Source organism: Paenibacillus sp. FSL M8-0228 (assembly GCF_038007385.1).
Lineage (GTDB): Bacteria > Bacillota > Bacilli > Paenibacillales > Paenibacillaceae > Paenibacillus > Paenibacillus polymyxa_D.
Genome location: NZ_JBBOXA010000001.1, coordinates 3,084,320 through 3,104,440 on the forward strand (window position 1 = coordinate 3,084,320; position 20,121 = coordinate 3,104,440).

Annotated in this window: 18 protein-coding genes and 1 pseudogene; 4 read left to right on the plus strand and 15 right to left on the minus strand. The window is 44.4% G+C overall.

The genetic code is table 11. The annotated features are described in order from the left end of the window. Positions 1-38: 38 nt before the first annotated feature. The gene (locus MKY98_RS13550; protein WP_029517508.1) at positions 39-842 is read right to left on the minus strand and encodes an MBL fold metallo-hydrolase; all 804 of its coding nucleotides are present in this window, start codon (positions 840-842) and stop codon (positions 39-41) included. A 126-nt stretch (positions 843-968) separates the two neighbouring features. After that, the gene (locus tag MKY98_RS13555) at positions 969-1,265 is read right to left on the minus strand and encodes a hypothetical protein (protein WP_023988878.1); all 297 of its coding nucleotides are present in this window, start codon (positions 1,263-1,265) and stop codon (positions 969-971) included. Positions 1,266-1,427: 162 nt separating this feature from the next. Here MKY98_RS13555 and MKY98_RS13560 point away from each other — a divergent pair, with 162 nt between their 5' ends. After that, complete coding sequence (locus tag MKY98_RS13560) at positions 1,428-2,660, plus strand: aminopeptidase (RefSeq protein ID WP_029517507.1); 1,233 nt, start codon at positions 1,428-1,430, stop codon at positions 2,658-2,660. Positions 2,661-2,733: 73 nt separating this feature from the next. On the opposite strand, the gene MKY98_RS13565 is transcribed toward MKY98_RS13560, so the two are convergent. From MKY98_RS13565 to MKY98_RS13615, 11 genes are all read right to left on the minus strand, one after another. Continuing rightward, positions 2,734-3,225, minus strand: a complete 492-nt coding sequence (locus MKY98_RS13565) for a hypothetical protein (protein ID WP_029517506.1) — start codon at positions 3,223-3,225, stop codon at positions 2,734-2,736. Positions 3,226-3,379: 154 nt separating this feature from the next. Next, positions 3,380-4,498 carry a glycerol dehydrogenase gene (locus tag MKY98_RS13570; protein ID WP_069011790.1) on the minus strand — a complete coding sequence of 373 codons (1,119 nt, stop codon included), beginning with the start codon at positions 4,496-4,498 and terminating at the stop codon, positions 3,380-3,382. 36 nt (positions 4,499-4,534) lie between these two features. Then, positions 4,535-5,542 (minus strand): biotin synthase BioB, encoded by a 1,008-nt coding sequence (gene bioB, locus MKY98_RS13575; RefSeq protein WP_069011788.1) that lies wholly within the window; start codon positions 5,540-5,542, stop codon positions 4,535-4,537. 203 nt (positions 5,543-5,745) lie between these two features. Beyond that, on the minus strand, positions 5,746-7,047 hold the full coding sequence (locus MKY98_RS13580; protein ID WP_176715738.1) for a hemolysin family protein: 1,302 nt from the start codon (positions 7,045-7,047) through the stop codon (positions 5,746-5,748). Between the two features lie 388 nt (positions 7,048-7,435). Further along, a complete protein-coding gene (gerQ, locus tag MKY98_RS13585) occupies positions 7,436-7,891 on the minus strand; it encodes a spore coat protein GerQ (RefSeq protein ID WP_029517502.1) in 456 nt (151 codons plus the stop codon). A 52-nt stretch (positions 7,892-7,943) separates the two neighbouring features. Further along, complete coding sequence (locus tag MKY98_RS13590) at positions 7,944-8,366, minus strand: cell wall hydrolase (RefSeq protein ID WP_029517501.1); 423 nt, start codon at positions 8,364-8,366, stop codon at positions 7,944-7,946. 121 nt (positions 8,367-8,487) lie between these two features. Continuing rightward, positions 8,488-9,237, minus strand: a complete 750-nt coding sequence (locus MKY98_RS13595) for an SDR family NAD(P)-dependent oxidoreductase (protein ID WP_069011786.1) — start codon at positions 9,235-9,237, stop codon at positions 8,488-8,490. A 135-nt stretch (positions 9,238-9,372) separates the two neighbouring features. After that, positions 9,373-9,768: a DUF2500 domain-containing protein gene (locus MKY98_RS13600; protein WP_013371386.1), complete on the minus strand. Its 396-nt coding sequence runs from the start codon at positions 9,766-9,768 to the stop codon at positions 9,373-9,375. A gap of 188 nt (positions 9,769-9,956) precedes the next feature. Further along, positions 9,957-10,139, minus strand: a complete 183-nt coding sequence (locus MKY98_RS13605) for a hypothetical protein (protein WP_029517499.1) — start codon at positions 10,137-10,139, stop codon at positions 9,957-9,959. A 153-nt stretch (positions 10,140-10,292) separates the two neighbouring features. Beyond that, on the minus strand, positions 10,293-11,543 hold the full coding sequence (locus MKY98_RS13610; RefSeq protein ID WP_069011784.1) for a YCF48-related protein: 1,251 nt from the start codon (positions 11,541-11,543) through the stop codon (positions 10,293-10,295). A 162-nt stretch (positions 11,544-11,705) separates the two neighbouring features. Continuing rightward, the gene (locus MKY98_RS13615) at positions 11,706-13,097 is read right to left on the minus strand and encodes an amino acid permease (protein WP_069011782.1); all 1,392 of its coding nucleotides are present in this window, start codon (positions 13,095-13,097) and stop codon (positions 11,706-11,708) included. A 232-nt stretch (positions 13,098-13,329) separates the two neighbouring features. Between MKY98_RS13615 and MKY98_RS13620 the strand changes: the two genes are divergently transcribed. Then, the gene (locus MKY98_RS13620) at positions 13,330-14,259 is read left to right on the plus strand and encodes an L-lactate dehydrogenase (RefSeq protein WP_069011779.1); all 930 of its coding nucleotides are present in this window, start codon (positions 13,330-13,332) and stop codon (positions 14,257-14,259) included. A 118-nt stretch (positions 14,260-14,377) separates the two neighbouring features. On the opposite strand, the gene MKY98_RS13625 is transcribed toward MKY98_RS13620, so the two are convergent. Continuing rightward, positions 14,378-15,481, minus strand: a complete 1,104-nt coding sequence (locus MKY98_RS13625; RefSeq protein WP_069011777.1) for a DUF3900 domain-containing protein — start codon at positions 15,479-15,481, stop codon at positions 14,378-14,380. Positions 15,482-15,872: 391 nt separating this feature from the next. Here MKY98_RS13625 and MKY98_RS13630 point away from each other — a divergent pair, with 391 nt between their 5' ends. Further along, positions 15,873-17,090: an MFS transporter gene (locus tag MKY98_RS13630; RefSeq protein WP_069011917.1), complete on the plus strand. Its 1,218-nt coding sequence runs from the start codon at positions 15,873-15,875 to the stop codon at positions 17,088-17,090. An 83-nt stretch (positions 17,091-17,173) separates the two neighbouring features. On the opposite strand, the pseudogene MKY98_RS13635 reads toward MKY98_RS13630, so the two are convergent. Continuing rightward, a pseudogene (locus MKY98_RS13635) lies at positions 17,174-17,392 on the minus strand (ABC transporter ATP-binding protein); the annotation flags it as partial. 613 nt (positions 17,393-18,005) lie between these two features. Here MKY98_RS13635 and MKY98_RS13640 point away from each other — a divergent pair. Beyond that, complete coding sequence (locus MKY98_RS13640) at positions 18,006-19,967, plus strand: endonuclease MutS2 (protein ID WP_029517493.1); 1,962 nt, start codon at positions 18,006-18,008, stop codon at positions 19,965-19,967. Positions 19,968-20,121: the final 154 nt, after the last annotated feature.

The window sequence follows — 20,121 nt, forward strand, 5'->3', positions numbered from 1 at the left end:
AAAACGATGCCCCGCAAGGCATCGTCCTTCACACATGACTACACATAACGTCCTTGTTTGGGTACAGCCATGTGCTCAAAATCTCCTGCCAGTCGCTCCAGCTGATATGTCAGCTCAGTACCATGCATGTAATGACCATGTCCTGTAACTGCAATCTCAGGCTTTAACTTGGCCAGCATTTCCACCGAGCGCTGCGCAGCTTGCCAATCTGTTGTAAAATACGCAGGAGGCCCGTGTATTTCTTTTTCCTGTAAAATAACGGCCAGTACCGATTCCTGTTTCACCGTAATAAAAGCGTCACCGGCCACCATTAACCTTCTTCGCTCATGAAAAAGCGATACATGACCAGGAGTATGTCCTGGCGTATGCAGCCACTTCCAACCAGGGGCACCAGGGACACTGCCATCTTGGGGCAGGGAGGTGATGCGATCATCGAGATCTATAGCATCATTGGGGTATAAGAAGGAAATGCCCGACATTAAACCTCCCCCTACACTAGGGTCAGGTTTTTGATAATCCTTCATTCCCGTCAAATAAGGTAATTCCAAAGGATGTGCATAAACAGGTGTACCCCAATGCTGTACCAACTCAATAACCGAACCCACATGGTCAAAATGACCATGTGTAAGCACAATAGCGATCGGAGGGCCAGTGAACCGTTCCTCTGCCAGGCGTATAATCGAGTCTGTAAATCCTGTCATCCCCGTATCCACCAGCACCCAGGAACGGCTTCCTGGCTCCCCAATAAAACACATATTTACAAACAGCGTCCGTAAGCTCAGGAGATCGGGAGCAGCCTCTTCATTTGCCGTCATTCCTTCGGTGAACAGATGATTTGCCAAAGCTTCACCCTCCTATTCACATGGAATTTACTGTTAATATCGACCTTTAGGCTTCCCCCATGTCAGCAGATTATGCGGACACTGCTAAATATAATCCGCTTGTCACGAAAATAGACCATGTTTACATTACTCGGGTAATTTGCTCCATGCCGTATCTAGCAAATAGTCGAATAAATCATCGTTCTCTTCAATCCAGCTATCCATTTGCAGCATCTCTTCCTCCACCCGTGGCTCTCCCGCAAAATGAAGACTGTAATCCCATTCCTTTCCCCTTTTACTGTGGAATGTGATTTCATATACAGAACTCTGCCCGTCTACTCCAAATACCACTTGACCCAAATAAGCACCATTCTCATCTCTTGTCATTTGTGCCTGTTGAATATGTACTTCTTTCACTTCCTGAGGTGAATTTTGCTCTGTCATTCATCTATCCGCCCTTTCATTTTCACTAAATAGTACCAAAACTAATTTGTGAACCTTTTCGTTACATTGTACAATATATAAGCTATGTGTGGAATTTGCAAAAAAACTGTGCAAGTTACCCAAGCCTTATTTAAGGCTTTTCGTGAAATGGAGGAAAGTTACATGTCAGATTTTCAACAAAAATTGCAAAAATATGCCGAGTTAGCCGTTCGGGTCGGCGCCAATGTCCATCCTGGGCAGACACTCATCGTTCATGCACCAATTTTGTCCGCCGAACTCGTGAGACTTATCGTCAAATCAGCGTATACTGCCGGAGCCAAGCTGGTTACAGTAAAATGGAGTGATGAAACCATTACTCGATTACAGTATGAACTAGCTCCTGATGAAACTTTTAATATTGCTCCCAAATGGTATGCAGCCGAAATGACTGAAGAGGTCGAAAATGGCGCAGCTGTACTGCATGTCATTGCAGAAAATCCGGATTTGCTTCAGGGGATTCCGTCCAGCCGAATTACTGCTGCTCAGCGCGTGCGGTCACATGAATTACGTCAATACCGCGAATATCAAATGGCCGACAAATTCAGTTGGTCTCTGATTGCTTATCCTTCTGCAGAATGGGCTGCCAAAGTATTCCCTGATCTGCCAGCTTCCGAGCAAATGGATAAACTGTGGGATGCCATTTTCAGCACCGTGCGTGTGGATCTGGATAACCCCGTGGAGGCATGGAAAGAGCATTTGAAAACCCTTTCCAGTAAATCTGATATTTTAAATGCCAAACGCTATAAAAAGCTGCATTATCTGGCTCCAGGCACAGATCTCACCATCGAATTGGCAAAAGATCATCTGTGGGTAGCGGCTGAAAGCGTCAACCAACAGGGACATACTTTTGTAGCCAATATGCCTACTGAGGAAGTGTTTACAGCTCCGCTTAAAACGGGAGTGAACGGTAAGGTCAGCAGCACCAAGCCACTTAGCTACAGCGGAAATATCATCGACAACTTTTCACTGACTTTTGAAAATGGACGTATTGTCGATGTTCAGGCAGAAACCGGTTTGGAAACTCTTCAGCATCTCGTAGAAATGGATGAAGGCTCACACTACCTGGGTGAGGTTGCTCTTGTGCCTCACAAGTCACCTATCTCTGATAAAAATATTTTATTCTATAATACGTTGTTTGATGAAAATGCCTCTAACCACTTGGCCATCGGTAATGCTTATGCATTTAACCTTAAAGGCGGCAAGGATATGACTCAAGAGCAGTTGGCTGCCAACGGCCTGAATTCCAGTCTGACTCACGTCGACTTTATGATTGGTTCAAGTGAAATGGACATCAACGGCGTTACTGAGGACGGTACTGAGGAACCTATCTTCCGTAAAGGAAATTGGGCGATCTAACACGGCAAAAAGGCTCTCACCGCTTCATGCGTGAGAGCCTTCTTGCTTCAACCTTAGGCTAAGTTGATCTATTTTACAACGTGTTAATCCAAGAATTCGCTGCAATTCCAAAAACAATTTGTATCACGCTGATGATGAAAAAGACAATAAAGCAATTTACAACTCTTCGATTGGTGGTTTGATGCATGGATAAAGATGATTTCACGTAAAACATGCTGCCCAATATTCCTATACACACACCGAAAATCCCCGAAAATAGCAATCCTATAACCAAGCTGACCACGACAAAAGCCCAACTCCAGCCCGGAACTTTACTCACAGGAACATAAGGTTGATTGGACCCAAGATATACACCGTCCACAGCTAAATCCGCTTTGTTGCCAATGACAACAACATTTACAGCTTTTTCTTTCAATTTAATAGGAAAATCAATCAAGTTCAAAAATGCATTCTGGCTTTTAACCTTCTGCTCGCTTCCATTCACAATAATTCTCCCGCCAGTTAAGCTACGCTTGTACTCAATAGTATATTGAATACCTTGATCTTCTACGTTCCATTTTGCCATCGCTAAACTCCTCTCAAATTTTAGGGGAGCCCTAAATATACTCCCGGCATTTCCTGATTATGTACCATAAAAATCATAACATAAGTCGCAAGTTAAATAATGGAAAAAAGGCCGCTGATCAGCGGCCTTTGAATCTACTTTATTTCGTATGGAGTTAGTTTCTATGTCCAATTTTGGCCTTATAGGCAAGTGAATACTGGTCAGCCGCTAAAATTGCATCAAGCACATCATCCGCTGTGACAGCAAATGGTAGATTGTGAGCAGTTTCGCCTTCTTTGGTAGCAGCCTGAGCTACCCGGTACAAATCCTCCCGGGAAGTTTCCTGTAGCCTAATGTCTTCCAGCGTGACAGGCAGATCGAGTTTTAGATAAAAGTCAATATACCGCTCCACCTCGGACAAAGGTCTTTTTTCCAAGGCAAGCTGGACTAAGGTGCCAAAAGCTACCTTCTGACCATGTGTCAGGTGATGAATATCTCCTTCCAGAACGGTAAAACCATTGTGAATTGCATGTGCGCCTGCCAAACCGCCGCTTTCAAAGCCCAATCCACTTAGCAACGTATTCGCCTCCACTACCGCTTCAAGCGCAGGTGTGACGACTTTGCGTTTCACGGATTCGTAAGCCTGCAGTCCGTAATCGAAAAGAACTTCCTCACACTTGGACGCAATGGCTTCTGCCGCCAAGGTTGGCAAACCACCAGCCATTGTCGTTGCGCGAGCTTCAATGACCGCACGGGCTTCAACCCACGTCGCCATGGCATCTGCAATGCCTGAGGAGAGGAACAAAGGCGGTGCTTGAGATATGACTTTTGTGTCCACCAGGATCAGGCTCGGATTTTTACTGAAAAAGGAATACGTATCAAATGCACCTTCGTCGGTGTACAAAACAGATAGTGCACTAGTAGGGGCATCTGTAGAAGCAGTCGTTGGAATAATCACAACTGAGGAACCGAGAAGTTCATTTACAGCTTTAGCGGTATCCAGCGTTTTACCACCACCTACACCAATGACAATATCAACCTGGGCGCTTCGTCCCTGATCCGCAATGCGGTTGACTTCATTTTTGGAGGCTTCCCCTAGAAATTCAATTTTAACTGCTGTAATATCAGCCAGTTCCAGACTTTTTACCACGCGGTCGGCTGCAATCTCCCAAACCAGCTTGTCCGCAATAACCAAGGCAGTATGGCCTAATGGCTTAACATACTCACCTGTTTTATCAATCACATTTTTCCCTTGCACATATTTACCTGGACTAATAAATACTTTTTCGCTCATTATTTAACTCTCCCTTCCAAGTTTGTACAATTTCTATTATACGGCTGAAAAGGCACACATCTCAATTTCAAAACCAAGATCTTCAATCATTTGATGATCAAATGTGACCTCTTGGCCTTCTGTCGTTAAATAATCTCCAACAAAAATTGAATTCGCTGCATACAGGCATAACGGTTGTAATGAGCGTAAATTCAACTCTCGTCCACCTGCAACGCGTATTTCTTTGGATGGACAGATGAATCGGAACAGTGCCAGCACTTTCAAAGCTTGGATAGGTGATATTCGCTTTGCTCCCTCCAATGGGGTTCCGGGGACTGGATTCAAGAAGTTAACCGGAATAGAGTCAGCATCCAACTCCCGTAAGGCATAAGCCATTTGAACGATTTCCTCATTCGTTTCCCCCATCCCGATAATAACGCCAGAGCATGGAGACATTCCGTGAGATTGTGCCATTTTCACAGTTTCGACGCGTTGATCGTATGTATGTGTGGTTGTAATCGAGGGATAGTTGGCCTTACTTGTATTTAAATTATGATTGTATCGATGTACCCCAGCCTCTGCCAACCGCCGTGCCTGATCTCCCTTGAGAATCCCTAAGCAAGCGCAAATTTTGAGTGGCATTGTGTGAGTAATTTCTTGTACAGCCTCAATCACCTGATCCAGCTCCCGATCTGTTGGGCCCTTGCCCGAAGCTACGATGCAATACGTCCCTGCTCTCCGTGCTACTGCTTCCCTAGCTCCAGCCAACAGTGATTCCTTGTCCAACATACTGTACTTGTTCACAGGCGCCGTGGATACGATAGATTGTGAGCAATAACCGCAATCCTCCGGGCACAAGCCACTTTTGGCGTTCATGATCATGTTGAGCTTTACTTTTTTTTCGTAAAAATGGTGTCGTACTCGAAATGCAGCTTGCATAATCGGTAATAACTCCTCATCGTCGGCTTCCAGTACCGCTATACCTTCTTCCAGCGTAACATGGCTACCATGTATCGCTTTTTCAGCCAACGAGCCCCATTCTATAACCTTGTTTTGTAAATTCATACTTCTTGCCTCCCAAAATTTAATGATCATGTAAATGGATAAAATTTTCAGCGTAGAGGAAATTCTTTTCTTATTGTCAACCTAAAAATTATAATGAGGTTGACAATAACACGAACATCATATCAATTCATGTCCTTTCTGTAAAGAAGACAAATTAAAAAGCGACCCCACATCTTTCAAGGTCGCTCTCCAAATTTATTCCGTTATGAGACTCCTGCTTCTTCCACGACGAAAGGCTGTTTTATCAGCCGAATACGTGAAATCCGCTTGTTTTCAACCTCTTCTACCGTGAACATACATCCCTCAAACACTACAGACTGGCCAGGCTGTGGGGGAATAACCTCGACATGTGAGTATAGCCAACCCCCTACCGTATCATAATCCTCATGATCAAGATCCAGTCCAAAGCGGTCGTTCACTTCATCAATTAATAACATGCCGTCAATGGAAAATTCCTCGTCATTAATCTGCTCACAACTCGGACGTTCCTGATCGAACTCATCCTGAATTTCACCAACGATTTCTTCCATAATATCTTCCAGCGTTACCATACCCGATGTACCGCCATATTCATCAATCAAAATTGCGATTTGCGTCTTGCTACGCTGCATGCGTTTGAGCAGATCACTAATTTGTGTAGATTCAGGGACAGCAAGAATCGGTCGAATCATCGTACGGGTATCCAGTGTGTTCGCCCGCAGAAGGTCCTTAATATGGATAAAGCCGATAATATGGTCCTTATCTTCGGCGCAGATTGGATAACGGGTTCTCATGCTTTCCGTCGCAATCGCGAGATTTTCTTCTGTGGACTCATTACTGTATAAGCAGATCATCTCAGTTCGCGGAATCATGATTTCCCTGGCGGTCGTGTCGGTAAAATCAAATATATTATCAACAAGCGCCAATTCCGTATTATCAATTAGTCCGCTCTTATTGCTTTCTTTCATCAGAATACGTATTTCATCCCCCGTATGCGCGGAATCATCATTTTCGGATACCGGCTCCAGACGGAATAAACGCAGCAGGCTGTTCGCCATTCCATTTAACGCCCATATGAATGGATACATCAACTTGTAAAACCAAGTCATCAGCATGGCTGAATACAGCGTAATGGTCTCAGATTTACGAATAGCTATCGTTTTGGGCGCCAATTCACCCAACACAATATGCAGAATCGTAATGACAATAAATGCAATAACCACGGCAGTACCGTGCACATATACCGCTCCTAATCCAGCGGCTGTAAATACAGGTTTGATCAAATGTGCGATGGCCGGCTCTCCGATCCATCCTAGTCCCAACGATGCTAGTGTAATACCCAACTGGCAGGCAGACAAATAAGCGTCCAAGTTGTGTAACATATTGGCGGCGTATACGGCCTTTTTATTGCCCGCCTCCACCAAAGTCTCAATACGGCTGCCTCTGACCTTCACCATGGCAAATTCCGCAGATACAAAAAAACCATTCAATAGTACTAATGCAAAAACAATAAATAAGTTAAACATACTCGGTAAAGGGTCACTCAATATGCTCCCCATCAGCCGTCATTACGGCAGACAGGCGCACCTCCTTCGGATAGTTTCATCATAGACAGAACGATAACACATCATAAGCAGCGTCAACTTCCCAACACATTCACTCCTTCCGGCTTCCAAAGCCATATTCCGCATAAATGATTAGATTATTCATCAGCTTATATTTAATTATATAACTATACTCTATACAGTCAAACCACAAGCAATGTCAGAAAAAACAGCTCCACTATCATTTAGGTCGTAAAGCTCTCGTTTTCGCCGCTTACCACCAAGAAAGCTACTATATTTGAGAAAGATTATAAACAAAATACATCCCCTGCCGTCTGGCAGAGGATGTAGACTCATATATATAAAGGCATCAGCGAACCGGGGATGCACCCGGATTCCCGATGACGCCGGGATATTGGTACAACAATGGCTCATCAAAAGTAGCATAGTCCAGATTCACCATCAGCAAAATCGTCCGCTTGCCCGTAGCCGGATCACTGATAATAATGTGGTCACGACCCGCTGCTTCCAGAATACCTTTGAATATTTTCGCATTCCATTCCCGGTTATTTTCATACGTCATATAAAAGGTACCTGTTTTACCCAAGTTCAAGCGCAAAATGTTTTCAATATATGATTGCTCAAATTGTGGAGTCTGGCTCTGTACCACCATACCAGCCGGTGTCATCGCACTACCGCTGTTAACCTGAGGGGGGAAGGTGCTGATGGGCTGCATAGTTCCGACCGGATTCATCCCTCTGGGCCATTCGGGATACCCGCTACCAGCAGGATAAGAAACAGGACGGTAAGCTTGCTGTGAAATCATGTAAATTCCTCCTAAAATGGTTTTAAATTATTCAAACTCATGTTGAAGCGTTCTAATAGACGGCAGGACAATCCTGTACAGACGGGCTAAAAAAGCAATGGGCTTTAAAACGTCCGGTATTGGTCTGGTTATACCAGGTGTTCGGACAGTCTCCTGCCGGTCTGAAAAACCATAATGCATTGGACGCCGGGCGTATTTTTTCCCCATTAATGACACGACGGGCAAGACGAATGTCACGGTCACGGGCTCTTTGATAAAAGTACCCCTTTTGGGTAGCTTCAAATCCGCCTGGACTTTGAAACACCATATCGTTCATAAGGCGAATCCCCTGAAAATCCAGACAATTGCCCAAAATCCTATTTACTCCGACATTGCCAACCATGAGCATCCCCTGCTCTCCTTCTCCTTCGGCCTCTGCCCGCATCAATCGGGCGAGTGTCCTTACATCCTCTGAGTTGGTCTTGATTACAGCCAACGCGTCCCCTCCTCGCTTCTCCATCACATACCCTATCATATGGTACAAATGCCCAATGGGTGACAGTCCAGAAAAACAAAAAAAATAGCCCCAAAATTGGGACTACTCATTTAGGATTTTATTATGGCTCGTAAATCATTTTACGTGTCATGCCACCGTCTACTACCAGATTCGTGCCTGTTACAAAATCATTACCAGGTTGTGTCAAGTACAGACAGGCCCGTGCGATGTCTTTAGGGGTTCCTACTCGCCCAGACGGATGCTGTTGATGGTCTTCTGCACGCAGTTGCTCATAATCCCCGGTTTCAATCCACCCTGGACTGATGCAATTGACCTGAATCCCGTCCTTTCCTAGCGATATAGCCATCGCGTGTGTAAGGGCCGCAATGGCTCCTTTGGATGCCGCGTAGGCTTCTGTATCCGGCTCTGACATGAAAGCTCGTGTAGAGGTCATATTGACCACAGATCCACCTTCTGCGTTTCGTTTCATCACCTTAGCTGCTTCCCTAGTGGCAATAAAACAGCTGCGTACATTAGTATTCAAAATGTCATCCCATTCTGCTAGCGTTAACTCATATGGAGATTTCCATTTGGATACGCCTGCGTTGTTAATTAGCGTATGAATCGTGCCGTATTCTTCTACCGTAGCACGGATTAGCGCCACAATATCTTCTTCCTTCCGTACATCACAAGGAATAAAAATGGCCTGATAGCCCTCGTTCCGGGCTGCTGCAGCGGCTGCGGCACCCTCTTCCTCATTGTAGTCCGCAAATACAACATAGGCACCCTGAGCAGCGTAGGCAAAAGCGACCTCTTTCCCGATGCCATGCGCCGCTCCTGTTACAATAACAACTTGTCCCTCAAATGACACGAATCATTCCTCCTCTGAACTACTCTGTTCTAGTATATATGTACCAAAATGTGCTGAACAAGAAACATCTACAGCCCCCTACCCTGGTTTCTTACAGAAGGCTGTAAATGATTCCAAAAATAATTAGACTGAATTCTACATTTTAACCTGTTCCAAGCTATAGCGATTAAGACGCTGAAACCCGATATACCTTGTACCCTGAAAAGTAAGCCGTCCCTCATCCCCTTCAGCGCATTGGCCATATTCTTCCCCAGATACCTTAAACTCCATCCGGTCGCCACTTTCCACTTCGAAGGTTACGTAATAGAAAGTATAGGTGCGAGTCCCTTGTTCCTCCTGCCGCCTCTGTTGGAGATGTGTCCTTCTGGCCGTAATTCGGGAACCGACCGTCAGTACAGGCTGCCTTTTATTCCGACTCCATTCCATGACTTCCCTGCCTGCAGACAACACGACAATACCCAACACGACAACGAAAAATACGGGCAGTACCGTGCCCAGCCAATCGAACATCCATAATGATTCAAAACCCATGCACCGCACTCCTCTCCGCCAGGCATTCCACAGGGAAACGACCGGGCATCCTGACCTGACCTAAGCTTTCCATAACAGTATATGTATGTTCCTGCCCAAATTTGATAGCAACCCTCAAGAACGCCAAGAGCCCCCACGGAATAATCCGGGAGGCTCAAGATATGGCGATATCAGAATGATTCATTGATTTACACATGTACAAGCTGGAGATAACGTTGTGTTTCATCCAGAGCTTCATGATCTTCGTCTTCAGCGTAACGCTCTGCACACTGCTTGCAGTCCTCTTCAGTCGTGCAACCATAGGCATCCTGGCAAGTATAACAAAATTGTAGGTAGTATTGGGTTAACATATGATCCTGATTCGCTCTCATGATTATCACTCCTATCGTTGTTTACAGGTTTAGTATAACAGCGGCTTATTCGTTAGTTTGTGATTTTTTTCACATATAATCGTATAAAATTTAAATTTTTTAAAAATAAAACGCCCTGAGAAAAATACCCCAGGGCAATCACCTTTATAGCGATTATAAAATTCTCCAGTTCGCACCGCCGTCCGTCGTTTTCAGCAGCAGTGACTTCTTGTCATCAAGGCGTTCCAGAAGCAGCCACCCCACCGAAGAAGAGGCGAAACGGAGCTTGACCGATCGTGGGTAGTCTTTTAGCTTCGAAGGTAGCACTTTGTTGCCTGTGAGACTTGTCCACGTCTTCCCCCCATCCAATGTACGGCTCAATCCGGTTTCGGTTATGATCCACCCTTCCTTTTCGTTTAGAAACGTACGGCCAGGGATAATAGAATTAATGTTGCTACTCAGACCCAAAGATACATCGCTCCATTGGGCCCCTGTATCATTTGTAAACAGTCCATTATATTTTGTGCCGTTAACCCCAGAGCAAAGAACTGGAATCCAATACGAGGTACTGCTCCCTTTCAGAGACTGCTGGGCTTCTGCTTTGGCCTGAGGGCAGCCCTGAATTCTGTTAGCTACCGGCGTCCAGGTTTTCCCTTGATTCAAAGTCTTGTACAACTTAACACTGTTATCTAGATTGATCGCTACAAATCCCTGCTTGTTGGAAGAAAAGCTCATCCCGGCCAGACTGCCCCGATCGGGTAAACCTGAGCCTGATTTGTTGGATGTCATACCAGAACTTTGCGCAACTTTATTCCACGTGGCTCCACCGTCAGTGGTGTGATACAACAGTTTTTGTTGATCCTGCTCATTCAGTTTTACATATGCCATGATCCAGCCAGTAGTTGGATTTACATATTGGATCGAGCTCACATGATCCCCGCTTGGAAGCGCTGAAACATCCCAGCTCTGTCCTCCATCTGCTGTTCTCAGAATGACGGTTGCTGTTTTATCCAAATTTTGGCGGACAACCCAACCGTGACGCGAATCAGTGAAACTGATGTCCTTTCCATATTCAAGTTTGTCTTGAAATTGGACGTTTTCGGAGGGGGAAATATTATTCCATGTCTTTCCGCCATCATGAGTATCATAAAGTCGGAGCTCATTATGGGTAACTCCCCAAACTAACCCTTTATTATTATCAATCAAATGAAAATCCGCTATTCGCGTCTGAACTACATATTTGGCGTTGGGATCGCCCACCTTTGGAGTCACTGGTGGATTAATAGTAATCGTCTGACCCTGATCATCAGGTTCCTCAATCGGAGGTTTTGTTAACGTTTCTGGGGCTTCAGCAGAACAGGCAGTCAGCAGAATACCTATCAGCAGTAGTACTCCCCCCAAGAGCGCACGCCAGCGCAGTTTCATATAAAAATCCTCCCTCGATGGCATGCTGTAATCACGTGCCAAAAGCTTATCTGAAACAGAATTATACCATAAACGCCTCTATGTGACACATTTCGCGTAATGACAAAAAAAACCGGCCCCTTCACAAAAGTGCAGGATGCCGGCTTTTTATACTAAAATTTATTAGGATTTACGGTTCAACAAACTTTTGTGGTATCCATAGAAGAAATAGATCAGCAATCCAAGCAGGAGCCACACAATGAATCCAATCCAGGTGCTAATATGAAGCTGAAGCATCAGACCGATGCAAACCAACGCACTTAAAAGCGGGAGCAACGGAACCCACGGCACAGTAAAGCCTCTTTTCAAATCAGGGCGTTTCTTGCGCAGAACGATAACCCCTACCGATACCACAGCAAAAGCGAACAGGGTTCCAATACTCGTCAAATTGGTCAGTGCATGTAACGGGAACAATCCACTAGCCAATGCGATAATACTACCTACCAGCCAAGTGCTTCGAATCGGTGTTTGAGTTTTGGCATTTATTTTAGATAAAAATACGGGTAAAAGACCATCACGTGACATGGAGAAAATCAACCGTGTTTGACCAAACAACAGCACCAGTAAAACGGTGGTCATCCCCGCAATCGCACCGACTGAAATCAATCCGGCTACGAAATCCTGATGAATAAAGCGGAGAGCAAACGCAACAGGATCACTTACCCCCAACTGCGTATAAGGTACCATTCCCGTTAGCACAACTGAAACGGCAATGTACAATACCGTGCAGATCGCAAGAGAAGAGATAATGCCGATGGGCATATTCCGCTGCGGATTGCGCACCTCTTCGGCTGCAGTTGAGATGGCATCGAAACCCAGATAAGCAAAAAATACGATTGCCGCAGCACTCAAAACACCAGAAAATCCATAAGGCAAAAATGGTGTCCAATTGTCAGGCTTAACATAAAAGATACCGATTGCAATAAATAGCAATACAACTCCGACTTTAACACAAACCATTATTAAATTGAATCGAACCGTCTCCTTGGCTCCGAGACTCAGTAACAGTGTGATGAGCATAATGATGCACACGGCTGGTAGATCAATAATGGTTCCCTTGGTCGAATCGAAGGCTGCGGTTAAAGCCAGCGGTAAATGTATATCAAATCCAGCCAGCAAGCCTTGAAAGTATGCAGACCATCCACTACTCACAGAGGCGGCCGCCACTCCATATTCCAGAATCAGGTCCCAACCCAGTACCCAGGCCAAAATTTCTCCAAATACAATATAACTATACGCATAAGCGCTCCCAGCTGCGGGAACTGTAGATGATAGCTCCGCATAACATAAGGCTGCTAGTACGCAGGCAATACCTGCAATAACAAAGGAGAGCATCAATCCAGGACCTGCATTTTCTGCTGCTGCCTTGCCAGTAATAACAAAAATCCCGGTACCGATAATACATCCTACACCTAGCATGGTGAGATCAAAGGCACCCATTGTTCTCTTTAAGTGACCTGTAGATCCGCTTTCCTCATGCGGGAGCAGTCCTGTTTTTTTTCGAAATAAGTCCATATGCCGAATCCTCTTTCCATAATTTCATACGTCAATATCGGTGCTGCAACGCTTTAGTGCGTGTTCTTATCATTCGATTAATTATTAGCGAGCTCGCCTTTGAAGTCAAGGAAAAATGTCATATTTCTTTGCGGTGGGTAAATATATACGGTACACTAAGTTGGAAAGATAAATTTTTAAGTAATACCCCAAAATGAAAAGGTATACAACCCGAGAAGGAGATGAGGATTTTATGAGCTTAAAACCTTACAAACGAAGTAGAGTGGCCATTGTCGGCATGGGAGCGGTTGGCACAACAACCGGCTATACCCTACTACTGCGCCAACGCATGTCAGAACTTGTCTTTATTGATGTCAACGTCAAAAAGGCGAAGGGGGAAATGCTCGATATGAATCATGGGCTTCCCTTTCTCGGTGGTGTCAAAGTGTGGGCGGGTGATTATGAAGACTGCCGTGATGCAGATATCATTATTGTTACAGCAGGCGCTTCACAAAAGCCGGGAGAAACGCGCATTGATTTGCTGAAGCGTAATGCCGAAATTTTTGAAAGTATTATTGATAATATTGTCAAGGTCAATACACACGGCATTTTGCTGATCGCAACCAATCCAGTGGACATTCTCTCCTACATCTCTTGGAAACGCAGTGGTTGGCCTTCAAGTAGAGTCATTGGATCAGGAACGTTGCTGGACAGCGCACGCTTCCGCTATTTGATCGGGAAGCAAAAGGGCATCGATCCACGAAGCATCCACGCTCATATTATTGGAGAACACGGTGACTCCGAGTTACCTGTATGGAGCACAGCCAACGTTGCTGGAACTCCGCTTGAACTGGGTGAAGAAACGAAAAATGAAATTTTTGAAAATACCAAGAATGCTGCCTATGAAATTATAGATGCTAAAGGCGCAACTTCTTATGCTATCGGGCTGGCTCTCGACCGAATTGTAGCCGCCATTCTCGGAGACGAGGGGTCGGTACTTAATGTGTCCACCTTGCTGGAAAATTATAACGGAGTATCTGACGTATATTTAGGCGTTCCAAGTATCGTAGATCACAATGGAGTACGTGAAATTTTGGATCTTCCGCTCAATGACGAGGAACGTGCAAAGTTGCTTCAATCTGCGGACAAGCTGAAAGATCAAATTAGCAAAGTTCATGTGTAGATCGGGAACATAAAAGCTAAACAAAACTGGCCTCCACAGCGGTAATATCCGTTGAGAGGCCAGTTTTTTAGTCGTTATAATGTAAAAGTTCAGTTTGTCGTCCTGTTATGCATTCAAATTACCAAGGTGGCGTATCGCCATCCACATACTCATTTTCATGCTGGCGTTTCTCTTTTAGCCGCTCAGCCACCGTTTCAAACGATTCAGGTTGAAGCAGCTCAATCGGTGAAAATCCCTTTTCAAACGTAAATGCGTCACCTTCAATAATAAGTGCATATCGATCATGAAGTTTCGTGATATGCAGCTTGGCGCCAAAGTCGGACAGTAGCCCACGCACGGCCGTATCATCTAGTTTGAAACGCACTTCAATCTCTGGTTTCAGCTCGACAATATGCTGTGCAGCCTCTACGACTTGAAGGGGTTCCCATTTCCCTTGCAGATCCCGCTTTTCGCTCGCCGCCCACAATTCCAGATCGCGCTCTTCCTGCTGTCTTTCCTCATTAGATGCATCCGGCCATTTGGTTTCTACGTAATTCTGAACGAAGCCCATGACATGCTCATTGACGATTTCCGGCATGGATTGCTCATAGGTCACGAATTTCAAAAAATCTTCAAAATACCGGGCATGCGAAGACTGGTGAATTTTAAGCTCCCACTCATCGTTCATCCCCTCCTCAAGCATGTAAGGATACATGATGGATTTCATATTACGGGCAGAAATAGCCATTTCGACCTCACTCACCAGACTGCTTTCAGTAATTCTGGCAATTTTAGGCTCGAAATCACATTTAAGCACAAAAATAAACGGATCATCCGAGTGTGTATTCAAGGTTGCCTGTACAATGATCAGCGCTCCGCCGCGTACTGCGCTCGTATCCAGATACATCCGCACCAGATCGTCACAAGCATTTTTAAAATCTTCCTTATCCTCTGCTGCCCGCAGTCGGGCGAACATATTAAAATTCGGATTACTGCTCAATTCATGCTCCGGTTCGACGATAAAGCGGCCGATTTTGGTCGGTGCCTGCTCTGTGCTGGGATTTTTTTCAACCTTCCGCTTGCTAATACGAGTAAATTCTCCGTCCAGAAATTTTTTAACATCGCTTTCGTCATAATCGTAGTCGTCCATCGTAGCATAATGCTTATAGGACTTACCACCCTGTCCTTCTTTTCCATCTACCTGAATTACAAAAAAAGATAAAAAATCCACTTGAAAGTTCATTTACGTTCCATTCGCTCCTTTTCAGGCATGTACGCGTAATTATATCACTATGATTTTAAAAGGTACATCGGATTCAGAGCCCTATTATTAAGATAATTAGTTTAGTTTACATAATATATATTATGTAAACTATTTTTTTCGATTAGATATCATTCCCAATTCACAAGTTTAAAGTGAGTACTTTTATCACCGTTCTAATTCACGCCCTTAAGGATCATTGACCTCTTTATTTTCTATGCCCTACTTTCTTTGTGATTTCAAAAAACATTTGACTAAACAGTAGCTAGTTTATTATATTATCTATTATTATATAGACAAAAATATATTTTGTTTATTAAAAATGATATTCCAAGGGGTTTGCGCCCTTAAAACAGGAAGGGAGAGTTTGTTGTTGTTTAAAAATCCATATATAAGGACCATTATCGCCTCCAATGCACTGCTAAATTTGGGCATTTGGGTGCGCAACTTTGCCATACTGTTGTATGTAACAGATTTGACCAATAATGATCCCGTATACGTGTCGCTTATTTCGGTTGCTGAATTTATGCCTATTTTTCTGTTCGCTATCATTGGAGGAACATTCGCGGACCGTTGGCGGCCCAAACGGACCATGATTAGTTGCGATTTGCTATCCGCGGCCTCTATTTTTATTGTCTTGTTGGCATTATGGTACGGTTCATGGCAGGTGCTTTTGCTGTCCACTTTCTTTTCGGCCATTCTATCTCAATTTTCTCAGCCGTCTGCGATGAAAATATTTAAGCAGCATGTAGCACCAGAACAACTACAGGGAGTGATGGCCCTTTTTCAATCTCTCATGGCATTGTTTATGGTTATCGGTCCTGTTATCGGTACATTTATTTATCAACACTTTGGAATTTTCACTTCAATGTCTATAACCGGAATATTGTTTCTCATCTCGGCGCTTGTCCTGACTCGTATTCCACAAGATGAACAAGCACTTGAGATAGATGATCAACCAACTCATTTCATTCAAGAGCTTAAAGAAGGAGTACGTTATGTATGGAATAACCGCACACTTCGCACGCTTGGGGGAACATTCACCGTAATTGGGCTAGCGGTCGGACTTATTCAACCATTAATGGTTTTTGTCGCCATCGAGAACCTTGGACAAAACAAGGAATTCCTGCAATGGCCGTTAATGGCGAACGGAGCGGCTATGCTGGTAGGAGGCGGCCTGATTATGGGGGTTGCCAAAAAAGTACAACCGCAATTGCTGCTGGTGACCGGACTTTTGGTCAGCACACTGACAACCTTTGGAGTCGGATGGTCGCACAATATTGTGCTGACCATGGCACTACAAGTTTTCAGCGGCCTATTTTATCCTTGTATTCATATCGGTATCAACACGATGATGATGAAAAACGCCGAAGCTGCTTTTATCGGCCGCGTCGGTGGTGCCCTCTCTCCCCTGTTCTCTGGGATGATGGTCGTCGGTATGAGTATTGGCGGAACACTCAAACACGAATCCTCCCTGAACACCGTATATACCGTGAGCGCCGGCTTGTTTTTGGTCGGAGCGACGCTGTTGTTACCATTGCTTCGTGACAGGCGGCCTGTACAAGCTGTCATAGCCGATGATTCTGAATAGCAGCACAAGAAACCGCCCCTGGAGAGGTGATATGCCATCCTCCGGGGCGGTTTCTTAATGTTTGTATCATAATTTCAGACGGATTATGACTCTCTTCCTTCATGCTGTCTTTTCCACAATCGTGCATCCAGGCCGTTATCATCCAACAGCTCATCATGTTGTCCCTGCTCCACGACCATTCCTTTGTCCAATCCTACAATACGGTCTACGTTTCGTATCGTTTTGAGGCGATGAGCAATAGCAATGACCGTTCTACCTTGGACAAGGCGGTTAATAGCCTGTTGAATATCCTTCTCATTGTCATTTAAAAGATAACAAAGCTTTATTAGATATATAGTTTACATAATATACGTTATGTTAATATAAGGATCACCATTGTAGCGTATTAAAGAAGTCGGACTTGACTTCAACGCCTGTCCAATCGTATAGTATGGTTATATCTTCAATTAAGGGAGAGATTTTGATGTCGGTGAATGTTCTTAACTAAGCAATTGCATATTCAGGGAGTATCATCAGGCGCTTGTACCCTTCGGGGACAGGTTTGTTTGTTGCCGTGTTGTTACCCTGATATTAGTTAAGAACATGCGGATATCATAGATCGCCTTCGGGATTATCTTCATCTAGGCCCTATTCCGTGCTGTGTTCAGCGCGGTTTTTTTGTTTTCAGATTTTGTAACTTCCCTTTAAACGTCTTCCTTTCACGATCCCAATAGCTTAGCAAAGAACTATTGCGTGAATGAATTGGAAAAACGTAACTCGGAACTACAAAAGTTGAATAACAGGCTTATTTGAAGATAAATTCCCTCTTTCCTTAAGGGCGGAGAATGAACGTTTTGTTCATTCTCCGCCCTTTTTTATTTTAACAGCAAGGTTTTCTAAATCCTTACACCACACAACCAAAGGAGAGATTTATTCATGAACGAAACTACAATGCTGCGTTTGGAATATGATCAAATTAAAACAAGAGTTTCTGAATGTGCTTTTTCTTACCTGGGTAAGCGTCACGCTGCTACTATGCGGCCAATTACTGATATCCGTACCATTAAGATTCGTCTTGACGAAACGAACGAAGCGTTACAGATCATTCGCCACGGAGCAAGCGTTCCTGTTCCTTCGTTGGAAGGTATGGAGCACATTCTTCAACTGCTCGGAACCGGGTATATGTTCAGCGAGCGTGATTTTTCTCATATGGCTCAATTCATTCGAAGCTGTATTCAACTGATAAAATATATGCATTCCAAGGCGGACGCTGCTCCAACCGTCAGCGCTTATGCATCTTCCATGTATAGCATGGAGCCACTTTTATCCGAAATCGAAAGATGTATTCATTCGGGACGTGTGACGGATATGGCCAGTAAAGAACTAGCTAAAATTCGCAAAAAAATTGCGGTTACTGAAGAACGTATCAAGAGAAAACTTGACTCTCTCACCAGCCGTCACCGATCCATTATGCAAGAAAATATGATTAGTCAGCGCAATGGCCGTTACGTGCTTCCAATCAAAAAAGAATTCCGTAAACAAGTGAAAGGTAATGTACTGGATGAATCAGGAAGTGGTCAAACGGTTTACGTTGAACCTGCCGAGATTACGAATCTGCAATTCGATCAGAGCGCGAACATGGCAGAAGAATCAAAAGAAGAAATGAAAGTGCTGGGAGACCTGACGGCAATGGCTGAGTCATACAACCGGGAACTAAGCATCAATACAGAGACAGTAGGTGTATTGGATTTTTTATTGGCAAAAGCCAAATACGCCATGACTCTGGATGCTATCCCTGTCGAACTTAACCTTAACGGGATTATAGACATCCAAGGTGCACGTCACCCGTTGATGTCCCATACCATGGTGCCGCTTGATTTCTCAATTGGCGAAGGATATTCCTCACTCATCATCACCGGACCGAACACAGGCGGAAAAACGATGGCCCTCAAAAGCGTCGGTCTTTTAACACTAATGGTGCAATCGGGGCTACTGGTACCTGTTTTGCATGGCAGCCGAATGGCTGTATTCGAGGAAATTGTGGTAGACATCGGGGATGGACAAAGCATTGAACATGCTTTGAGCACCTTTTCTGCACACATCCGCAACATGATTAGCATATTAGAGACAACAGGCAACTCTACTCTGATCCTGATTGATGAAATGGCATCCGGTACCGATCCGGGAGAAGGAGTAGGTCTCTCTATCGCGTTGCTAGAAGAATTCCATCGTCGCCGGGCGACAGTAGTGGCTACAACGCACTTTAGCGAAATTAAGCATTTTGCTGAAAATACACCGGGATTTCAGAATGCTCGTATGGAGTTTGATACCGAAACGCTACAGCCTTTGTACCGACTTCGCATTGGAGAGGCCGGAGAAAGCTACGCATATGCAATTGCCCTGAAGCTGGGCATGTGGACACGTATTATCGAGCGTTCCGAGGCCATTTCTGCGGGCAGAGCATCTCAAAATACACAGGAATCGTTTGTTATTCCCCCTTGTGTTGATGATGAAATGTCTGATGATGCAAATAAGTCTCTTCCTAAAAAAGCGGCTTTTGACGATACAGCCACAAAACAGAGGAAACAAGAACTTCCTCTCAAAACCAAGCCATTTGCCCTTGGTGATAGTGTTTATGTAGGCTACCTGGATCGAACTGGAATTGTATACAAAACCGAGGATGAACGGGGGAATGTCGGAATTTTGATCCAAGGACAAAAACTGAGCATTAACAAAAAGAGGCTCGTCCTTCACATCGCTGCTACTGAACTGTATCCTGACGACTATGATCTGGATATTGTTTTAGAAACCAAGGAAAACCGCAAAAAACGGAAACTGCTGAGACGCAAGCATGTCGAAGGAGTGATGATCGAATCTCCCCCAGAAAATGAAATATAGACGCACCGGTATATTCTCAACTGAAAAATAAGCTATTTTTATATTGTCAGTGAAACTTGAATCTGCAAGCGGACACTTAACAAGAGCGATCCACTTGCAGATTCTACCACAACGAAAAACATAATATATATTATGTAAACTAAACGGTTTCCCT

Excerpts from the sequence above, each read along its gene's own strand:
- MKY98_RS13615 (WP_069011782.1), bottom strand. The coding sequence starts at position 13,097 with ATGGACTTATTTCGAAAAAAAACAGGACTGCTCCCGCATGAGGAAAGC.
- MKY98_RS13605 (WP_029517499.1), bottom strand. The coding sequence starts at position 10,139 with ATGAGAGCGAATCAGGATCATATGTTAACCCAATACTACCTACAATTT.
- MKY98_RS13565 (WP_029517506.1), bottom strand. The coding sequence starts at position 3,225 with ATGGCAAAATGGAACGTAGAAGATCAAGGTATTCAATATACTATTGAG.
- gerQ (WP_029517502.1), bottom strand. The coding sequence starts at position 7,891 with ATGATTTCACAGCAAGCTTACCGTCCTGTTTCTTATCCTGCTGGTAGC.
- bioB (WP_069011788.1), bottom strand. The coding sequence starts at position 5,542 with ATGAATTTACAAAACAAGGTTATAGAATGGGGCTCGTTGGCTGAAAAA.
- MKY98_RS13620 (WP_069011779.1), top strand. The coding sequence starts at position 13,330 with ATGAGCTTAAAACCTTACAAACGAAGTAGAGTGGCCATTGTCGGCATG.
- MKY98_RS13600 (WP_013371386.1), bottom strand. The coding sequence starts at position 9,768 with ATGGGTTTTGAATCATTATGGATGTTCGATTGGCTGGGCACGGTACTG.
- MKY98_RS13640 (WP_029517493.1), top strand. The coding sequence starts at position 18,006 with ATGAACGAAACTACAATGCTGCGTTTGGAATATGATCAAATTAAAACA.
- MKY98_RS13570 (WP_069011790.1), bottom strand. The coding sequence starts at position 4,498 with ATGAGCGAAAAAGTATTTATTAGTCCAGGTAAATATGTGCAAGGGAAA.
- MKY98_RS13560 (WP_029517507.1), top strand. The coding sequence starts at position 1,428 with ATGTCAGATTTTCAACAAAAATTGCAAAAATATGCCGAGTTAGCCGTT.
- MKY98_RS13555 (WP_023988878.1), bottom strand. The coding sequence starts at position 1,265 with ATGACAGAGCAAAATTCACCTCAGGAAGTGAAAGAAGTACATATTCAA.
- MKY98_RS13580 (WP_176715738.1), bottom strand. The coding sequence starts at position 7,047 with ATGTTTAACTTATTTATTGTTTTTGCATTAGTACTATTGAATGGTTTT.
- MKY98_RS13625 (WP_069011777.1), bottom strand. The coding sequence starts at position 15,481 with ATGAACTTTCAAGTGGATTTTTTATCTTTTTTTGTAATTCAGGTAGAT.
- MKY98_RS13610 (WP_069011784.1), bottom strand. The coding sequence starts at position 11,543 with ATGAAACTGCGCTGGCGTGCGCTCTTGGGGGGAGTACTACTGCTGATA.